At 38.3% G+C, this 7,976-nt stretch carries 7 protein-coding genes and 1 pseudogene; 5 read left to right on the top strand and 3 right to left on the bottom strand.

Features of this window, described 5'->3' with window-relative positions; translation table 11 throughout:
• Window positions 1–28: 28 nt before the first annotated feature.
• Window positions 29–271, top strand: coding sequence for a hypothetical protein (locus V5N63_RS06360; protein ID WP_088467792.1), 243 nt, complete (start codon window positions 29–31; stop codon window positions 269–271).
• Window positions 272–398: 127 nt separating this feature from the next.
• Window positions 399–836 carry a hypothetical protein gene (locus V5N63_RS06355; protein WP_332033277.1) on the top strand — a complete coding sequence of 146 codons (438 nt, stop codon included), beginning with the start codon at window positions 399–401 and terminating at the stop codon, window positions 834–836.
• A gap of 96 nt (window positions 837–932) precedes the next feature.
• Here V5N63_RS06355 and alaS read toward each other — a convergent pair whose 3' ends face one another.
• Together alaS and V5N63_RS06345 are read right to left on the bottom strand one after the other, a co-directional pair.
• Window positions 933–3,590, bottom strand: coding sequence for an alanine--tRNA ligase (gene alaS / locus V5N63_RS06350; protein WP_332033276.1), 2,658 nt, complete (start codon window positions 3,588–3,590; stop codon window positions 933–935).
• Window positions 3,591–3,756: 166 nt separating this feature from the next.
• Window positions 3,757–4,407, bottom strand: a complete 651-nt coding sequence (locus tag V5N63_RS06345) for a YceI family protein (protein ID WP_407936694.1) — start codon at window positions 4,405–4,407, stop codon at window positions 3,757–3,759.
• A gap of 90 nt (window positions 4,408–4,497) precedes the next feature.
• On the opposite strand from V5N63_RS06345, the gene V5N63_RS06340 reads away from it, so the two are divergent.
• Complete coding sequence (locus V5N63_RS06340) at window positions 4,498–5,436, top strand: sulfate/molybdate ABC transporter ATP-binding protein (protein ID WP_332033275.1); 939 nt, start codon at window positions 4,498–4,500, stop codon at window positions 5,434–5,436.
• 176 nt (window positions 5,437–5,612) lie between these two features.
• Here the strand turns inward: V5N63_RS06340 and V5N63_RS06335 are convergent, their stop codons facing one another.
• Window positions 5,613–5,945, bottom strand: a complete 333-nt coding sequence (locus tag V5N63_RS06335; RefSeq protein WP_332033274.1) for a zinc ribbon domain-containing protein YjdM — start codon at window positions 5,943–5,945, stop codon at window positions 5,613–5,615.
• A 252-nt stretch (window positions 5,946–6,197) separates the two neighbouring features.
• Between V5N63_RS06335 and V5N63_RS06330 the strand changes: the two genes are divergently transcribed.
• Together V5N63_RS06330 and asnB are read left to right on the top strand one after the other, a co-directional pair.
• Window positions 6,198–7,403, top strand: a complete 1,206-nt coding sequence (locus V5N63_RS06330) for an RsmB/NOP family class I SAM-dependent RNA methyltransferase (RefSeq protein WP_332033273.1) — start codon at window positions 6,198–6,200, stop codon at window positions 7,401–7,403.
• 229 nt (window positions 7,404–7,632) lie between these two features.
• Window positions 7,633–7,976, top strand: a pseudogene (asnB, locus tag V5N63_RS06325) (asparagine synthase B); the annotation flags it as partial.

Here is a 7,976-nt window from a genome sequence, read left to right as displayed (position 1 = left end):
AGAAAGTATAACATTAAAAAATTAAATTATGACACGTTCTAACCTACTTACAAAGATTCAGATTTTCGCATTGGCAGTTGCAGCAAACTTTGCAACAATTATGGTAAAAGCACAGGAAAAAGCAGCCGATTTAAATGTCGATGTAGACCTGGATAAAGGCGGAGACAGCATGAGTGGCGACTGGATGAGCAATCCATTAGTTTGGGTAATCGGTGCATTAGTTCTTATCGTAATCATCGCATTGGTAGCCAGAGGAGGAGGAAACAAATAAACATCATTAATTTCACTTATATTAAGATCCTGGAAAATTCGTTTTTCGGGATTTTTGTTATGTAAAACTGACTTTAAATACAAAATAAATCGGCTACATTTGTATTAATAAAGTTTTAAAAATCATTATGAAAAAAACGCTGTATATCGCCCTAATCTTCGTTGGTATTTTAAGCTGTGGTACATTAAATGCGCAATCTGTTGCCGACAGTGTTACTGTTTCAAAGTCTGAAAAAGAAGTTCTGAAATTAAGCATGAAACTGACCGAAGACAAAAAAGAACTCGAAAAAGCTAGAAAAGAGTACGCCGTGGAATATGAAGATGCTAAAAAAGCAACCCGCGATGCTGATAAAGCCGGCGACAATTTCAAAAGCACAACAGATTTCGGCAAAAATGAAAGAGGAGCAAGATCAGCAGCAAGAAAAATGAAAAAAGCCGAAACTGCAAATAAAAGACTCGCGCGAAGCAAAAGAAACATCGAAAATCTTGAGAAAAAAATCAGGAAAACGGAAGAAAAAATAAGGAAACTCAATCCGCAAATAGAATTAACAAAAGTTCCTGACTGAAATTTCTACAATTAATTTTGGAATTGATATCCCATAAAAAAAGAGTTTCGGTCTTCCCGAAACTCTTTTACTTTATTTAATTTTTCGACTTTAGATTTAGAGTTCAAGCGCTTTCGCTAAAGCTGCATCAATCCCGGCAAGATTTTTCCCACCGGCTGTAGCAAAACCGGGATTTCCGCCGCCGCCGCCCTGGATTTCTTTAGCCAGTTCTTTTACAATGTTTCCTGCGTGATATTTAGATTCCAGGTCCTGAGAAACTCCAACCGTAATCATTGGTTTCTGATCAGCGTCTGAAATAATGATGATTACAGAATTTTCAACCTCCTTTTTGAGTTGAAAAACGATATCTTTCACACTTCCGGCATCCATTGAAACTTTTTTAACCAACAGTTTTTTGTCGCCCTTCTCAGTGAAATCATTTTTCCAGTTAGCGGTTTCGCCTTTTGCTTTCTCTTTTTTCAAGGATTCAACTTCTGATTTCAGAGCCGAATTTTCTTCCAGTAATTTCTCAACAGATTTCACCAAATCCCTGGATTTTAATAAAGCAGAAATTTCTTTAACCTGAACTTCCATATTCTTGAAGTATTCCGCAGATTTATCTCCTGAAATCGCTTCAATTCTACGGATTCCCGCAGCGGTAGAACTTTCGTTCTGAATCTTAAAATACCCGATTTCGCCTGTATTTTTAACGTGAGTCCCGCCGCAAAGTTCCTTTGAACTTCCGAACTGAATCATTCGCACGCTGTCGCCGTACTTTTCACCGAAAAGCGCCATTGCGCCTTTCTCCATCGCTTCTGCAATCGGAATATTTCTATATTCCTGCAAAGCAATATTTTCTTTTATTTTTGAATTTACCTTCTCTTCAACCAATTTCAGTTCTTCTTCATTCATTTTAGAGAAATGAGAGAAATCAAACCGAAGATAATCCGGACCCACAAAAGAACCTTTCTGTTCTACATGAGTTCCTAAAACTTCTCTCAAAGCTTCATGTAACAAATGCGTCACCGAATGGTTAGCCTGGGTGTTTTTTCTTTCTGTTGCGTTCACCTTTGCATAGAAAACCGCTCCTGCATCTTTCGGCAAGTCTTTTATTAAAGAAACGATCAGGTTATTTTCTTTTTTCGTTTCCAGAATTTCTACAATATCTGCGCAATCAGTAATTCCGAAAACACTGGGATTTGAAATATCAAAACCTTCAGTATAGCTTGGTATTAGAATCCCTTTATCACCTACCTGTCCACCACCTTCAGGATAGAATGGAGACTTCGAGAGAACGATCTGGTAGAATTCGCCGTCTTTATTTTCGATTTTTCGGTAACGGGTAATATAGGTTTCTGTTTCAGTCTGGTCGTACCCAACAAAACTTTCCTGCTTTTCTTCAAGAATGACCCAGTCATGAACTTTCTGGACTGATGATTTCTTGGAACGCTGTTTCTGCTTTTCCATTTCTTCATCAAAACCTTTTTCATCGACGGTTAACTGCTTTTCTTCTGCGATGATTCTTGAGAGATCTGCTGGGAAGCCGTATGTGTCATAAAGTTCAAAAACCTCAGCACCGGGAAGTGTTTTTTCGTTTTTGGAAAGGGTTTCATTAATAATTAAATCGATTCTTTTTAAACCATGTTCAATGGTTTTCAGGAAAGAAGTTTCTTCTTCTTTAATCACTTCTGTAACCAGTTTCTGCTGTTTTACAAGTTCCGGGAAAAATTCGCCCATTTCACTTTTCAAAACAGCAACCAATTCAAAAAGGAAAGGCTCTTTCATTCCTAAAAAACGGTAAGAATATGAAATTGCCCTTCTTAAAATTCTTCTGATCACATATCCTGCTCCACCATTGGAAGGCAGCTGTCCGTCGGCAATTGCAAATGCTACAGCACGAATATGATCCACGACAACACGAATCGCGATGTCTTTTTCATCTTCTAAAATCCCAGTGTATTTTTTACCTGAAAGCTCTTCTACTTTAGCAATTAAAGGCGTGAAAACATCGGTATCGTAATTGGATTTTTTGCCTTGCAAAGCCATACACAGGCGCTCGAAGCCCATTCCGGTGTCTACGTGCTGTGCCGGTAATTTCTCTAAACTCCCGTCGGCTTTTCTATTGAACTCCATGAAAACGTTGTTCCAGATTTCCACAACCTGCGGATGATCATTATTGATGAGATCAATGCCGGGAACTTTGGCTTTTTCTTCTTCAGACCTTAAATCGACATGGATTTCCGAACAGGGTCCGCAAGGTCCGCTTTCTCCCATTTCCCAGAAATTGTCTTTTTTATTTCCGTTGATGATTCTACTTTCATCGATATGTGTTTTCCAGTAATCATAGGCATCCTGGTCGCGCGCAAGATTTTCGGAAGCATCACCTTCGAAAATGGTTACATATAAATTCTCTTTCGGAATTTTATAAACTTCCGTTAAAAGTTCCCAGGCAAAACCGATGGCTTCTTTCTTGAAGTAATCGCCGAAAGACCAGTTCCCCAGCATTTCGAACATCGTGTGATGGTAAGTATCGCGACCAACATCATCCAAATCATTGTGTTTCCCGGAAACCCGCAAACATTTTTGCGTATCTGCAATTCTCGGGGCTTTGGGCTCTTTATAACCCAGAAAATAATCCTTAAACTGCGTCATTCCCGAGTTCGAGAACATGAGCGTTGGATCATCTTTCAGCACAATAGGTGCGGAAGGAACGATGAGGTGACCTTTTTCTTTAAAATAATCTAAAAACTGCTGGCGTATCTCTTGTGAAGTCATATGTTTTGAATTTATGCAGAAAATGCTTGGTTTAAAGCCTTTTCGTAAGTCTGCAAATTTAATAAATTTTGAGGGAAAAACAGGGCGTAATTATCGCCATTAAAAAAATCCGCCTCATTAACAATGAGACGGATTCACATCACTTATCACACTTAAATAAAAAAAATTATTTCTTTTCCAGGGCTTTAATCAAAATCTGAAGATTTACCTCATTTTTGATAACGCCGTTTGCAAGAGGCATCTGGAATTTCACACCGAAATCCTCTCTGTTGATGTCTTTTGGTTCTGTAGCAATGCTCACCTCACCATTGTTAACGGTAACATTCGCATTGAACTGAACCGGTTTTGTAATTCCTTTGATTGTTAAGTTGCCATCAAGAAGCGTATTGTAATCTCCATTGGCATTTTCAGAAACTTTGGTAATTTCGTAAGAAGCGGTTGGGAATTTTTCAACTTCGAAGAAATCACCACTTTTCAAATGTCCATTTAATTTATTCAGCTGTTCGGCATCATCTTTCAAGTCAACTGAGGTTAAAGAATTCATATCTGCAACAAATTTGCCGCTTTCCAGTTTCCCGTCTTTTACGGTAACATCTCCACTTTCGAACTTAATGGTTCCAAAATGGCTGGTATTGTCGGATTTCAGAATTTTAAAGCCTTTCCATTCAATTTTACTGTTTAAAGTATCTACCTGGAAAGAATTTCCTTCTGTTGTTGTAGTAACCTCGTTGTTTACGCTGCTCAGCGGTTTGTCTTTTCCACATGAAACTACTGTCATTCCCAAAATAAATGCTGAAAACACTGAGATCTTAAACATATTTTTCATCAAATTTTTGCTTTTTTTATTGCTCCCGCTAAAATAATAAAAATAATTCACAGTAAGATCAAATTTATTAATTTTGCAGATATGCTATTAGAAATCAATCAATTGTTTTTCTCTTATTCCCCTGAAAAAGAGCTTTTCCGAAATCTGAACTTAAAGATTGAAAGAGGCAGGATTATAGCGCTGGCCGGCGAAAGCGGCTGTGGAAAATCCACATTGCTTAATTTAATTTATGGCTTGCTCGACTGGGAAAAAGGAGAGATTATTTTTGATGGAAAACCCATATATGGCCCTAAAAAAAACATCGTTCCCGGAGAAAGTGAGATGAAACTGGTGGCACAAAACTATGATCTAATGCCTTATGCTACGGTTTCCGATAATGTAGGAAAGTTTATTTCGAATATTAATCTTCAGGAAAAAAAACACAAAGTGCTGGAACTGCTGAAAGTTGTAGGCCTTGAACAATACGCGAATGTTCTCCCAAAATACCTGAGCGGAGGCCAACAGCAGCGTGTTGCGATTGCACGGGCGCTTTCCGTAATGCCGAAACTGCTTTTGCTTGATGAACCTTTTAGCAATCTTGATTATTCCAGAAAAATTGAACTGCGGGAGAAACTCTTTAACTATGTAAAAGAGAAAAACATTTCACTCATCATTTCCACTCACGAAATTCAGGAAGTGATGCCGTGGCTTGATCAGATTGTTGTTCTTCAGGAAGGCAGGCTGATACAGAACGACAGCCCAAGAGATATTTTCACAAACCCCTACAATGCTTATGTGGCTAAACTTTTCGGGGAAGTGAATGTTTTCTCTGATGAAGAGAAATCAGCATTCGGTGTTTTTAAAAATTTCTGGTATCCTCACGAGATAAAAATATCACAGTCAGGGAAAGATGCCCAAATTCTCGAAAGCCGTTTCGCCGGAAACCACTATTGGAACAAAGCTTTGGTGAGCGGAAAAGAATTGATTATCTATAACGACACTCAAATTTCCGGTGCGGTGAAGGTTGATTTCATAGACTAAAATCAACATGTTTTAAAAAACTGGTATGGAAATTGAAAATATTTTCTTAACTTTACTCTTCCCAAATAAGGAAATTTTTGGTTAATTCTCTTTCTGCCTTTAAGACGAAATTAGTCCGTTAATTTCGGACAACCAAGTCTTTGAAACAGAACCCTGTCCAAATCTTTCCTTTTTTTTTATGCCTTTTTCACAAATTCAGATTTCAGCGCCATTGCTCCGAAACCGTCGATTTTACAGTCGATATTATGATCAGAATCAGGGCGAAGGCGGATGTTTTTAACCTTTGTTCCCGCCTTTACAGGTTTTGGTGCTCCTTTTACAGGAAGATCTTTCATCACGATTACAGAATCTCCGTTTTGGAGTTCGTTGCCGTTCATGTCCAGAATGGTTTCGCCACTGGCAACTTCATTAGGATCCCACTCATGAAAACATTGGGAACACACGTGCAGATTATCCTGTTCGTAAGTGAATTCGGACTGGCATTTCGTACAAATTATGGTATCGCTCATCGTTTTATTTTTTTGAAACACAAAAGTACGTATTTTTTACGGTCATTAAAAATCCCTGATTCTCAACAACCCAGCTGCGCCCTGACCTGAGTGGAGCTCTTTTTTATGGAACGCAGTGGAAGAAAAAAAGCGGGAACGGAGGGCGGAAATTGGCGCCCAAATCAATGGCATTATTATTCAGTTAAAAACTGTATTTTTGCAAAAATTTTTTCCCGGAAATCCGAGCGAAACTAAACATTTAACTATCCATACATGGAACTGATACACAGAAACTTACTAATAGGAATTCACGACGCTTTACAGGAAACTTTTTTCGAGGACCGAAAATATGCAGATAAAGTGATAGAGCGGCTTCTGAAAGCCAACAGAAAATGGGGCAGTGAAGACCGAAAAATAGTTTCACAAATTTTTTACGACATCATCCGCTGGAAAAAACGCCTAGAATATTATATGGGCGAAGGCGTGAAACCGAATAATATCTATAAACTGATCCTTGCCTACTGCCTTTGGACCAAAACACATTATAAAAAATTTGAGGAATTTGATGGGATTAAAAATGCTGACATTCTTAATAAACTGAAGAAGAATACAGTTCCCACCAAAGCAATTGAATATTCAATTCCCGAGTGGCTTGCCGAAACGATGGAAAAAGAACTCGGGAACAACTGGGAAAAAGAAATGCATGCGCTGAATGAGCAGGCTCCGACAATTCTTCGCGCCAATACCTTGAAAACCACAGCGAAAGAATTGATTTCTGACCTGAAGGATGAAAATGTGGAAAGCTTCCAGATCAGAAATTATCCTGATGCCGTTCAGCTTGATGAGAAGAAAAACGTATTTTTAACCTCAGCTTTTAAGGATGGTTTATTCGAAGTTCAGGATGCCTCTTCTCAGAAGATAGGTGAACTTCTGGATGTTCAGGAAGGGATGCGCGTGGTGGATGCCTGCGCCGGAGCTGGTGGAAAAACTCTTCACTTAGCGGCTTTGATGAAAAATAAAGGTCAGATTATCGCACTGGATATTTACGAATGGAAACTGGCCGAACTGAAACGCCGTGCGAAAAGAGCCGGAGCGCATAATATTGAAACCCGTTTCATTGAAGACAATAAAGTGATCAAAAGACTTCATGAAAAAGCCGACAGACTGCTGATCGACGCACCGTGCTCGGGATTGGGCGTTTTAAAAAGAAACCCAGATTCCAAATGGAAAATTGACCAGGATTTTATTGACCGAATCAAGCAGGAACAGCAGCAAATTCTCCAGGATTACAGCAAAATGCTGAAAAAAGGAGGTAAGATGGTATATGCAACATGCTCCATCCTACCAAGTGAAAATAATGAGCAGGTAGAAACATTCTTAAAAAACAACGAAGGCTTTAGCTTACTGAAAGAAGAAAAAGTAATGCCGAGCGAAGGTTTCGACGGGTTTTACATGGCGCTGATTCAGCGAAATGCTTAAATAAAAGTCATTAACGAAACGTAAAGCAGGCATTTGTCTGCTTCTTTTTTGAATTTTTTCCACCAGATTCTCTAAATTTCTCCTTTCAACTTAATTTTTTCCGCTTTAAAAGCTAATTTTAGTAAAATATTCTTATTTTGCTTAATATTATTTTGTTTTATAAACATTTACTTTATGTTTGCAGAACAAAATTAATCAATTATTAACAATTACTTATAATTATAAATCTATGTGCGGAATTGTATGCTTGTTTGATGCTAAACAAAAAACCGAAACGCTAAGACCTCAGGTTTTAGAAATGTCTAAAAAAATTCGTCACCGCGGACCAGATTGGAGCGGAATTTTTCAGGACGAAAAAGTGATTTTCTCCCACGAAAGATTGGCTATTGTAGACCCAACTTCTGGGAAACAGCCATTATTTTCTAATGATAAAAAAATCGTTCTTGCTGTAAATGGTGAAATCTACAACCACCGCGAACTTAGAAAAGAGTTTCCGGACTACGAATTTCAAACCGAATCCGATTGCGAAGTAATTATTCCTTTATTTAAAAAATACGGCAAAGATTTCGTGGA

This window comes from Kaistella sp., from assembly GCF_032060305.1.
GTDB classification, from domain to species: domain Bacteria; phylum Bacteroidota; class Bacteroidia; order Flavobacteriales; family Weeksellaceae; genus Kaistella; species Kaistella yananensis.
Note: the sequence above shows the minus strand (reverse complement) of the source record. Positions and strands in the feature narration are given on the sequence as shown.

Bases quoted from the DNA above. Each gene is read 5' to 3' on its own strand.
- V5N63_RS06360 (WP_088467792.1), top strand. From the start codon at position 29: ATGACACGTTCTAACCTACTTACAAAGATTCAGATTTTCGCATTGGCA.
- V5N63_RS06355 (WP_332033277.1), top strand. From the start codon at position 399: ATGAAAAAAACGCTGTATATCGCCCTAATCTTCGTTGGTATTTTAAGC.
- alaS (WP_332033276.1), bottom strand. From the start codon at position 3,590: ATGACTTCACAAGAGATACGCCAGCAGTTTTTAGATTATTTTAAAGAA.
- V5N63_RS06345 (WP_407936694.1), bottom strand. From the start codon at position 4,407: ATGTTTAAGATCTCAGTGTTTTCAGCATTTATTTTGGGAATGACAGTA.
- V5N63_RS06340 (WP_332033275.1), top strand. From the start codon at position 4,498: ATGCTATTAGAAATCAATCAATTGTTTTTCTCTTATTCCCCTGAAAAA.
- V5N63_RS06335 (WP_332033274.1), bottom strand. From the start codon at position 5,945: ATGAGCGATACCATAATTTGTACGAAATGCCAGTCCGAATTCACTTAC.
- V5N63_RS06330 (WP_332033273.1), top strand. From the start codon at position 6,198: ATGGAACTGATACACAGAAACTTACTAATAGGAATTCACGACGCTTTA.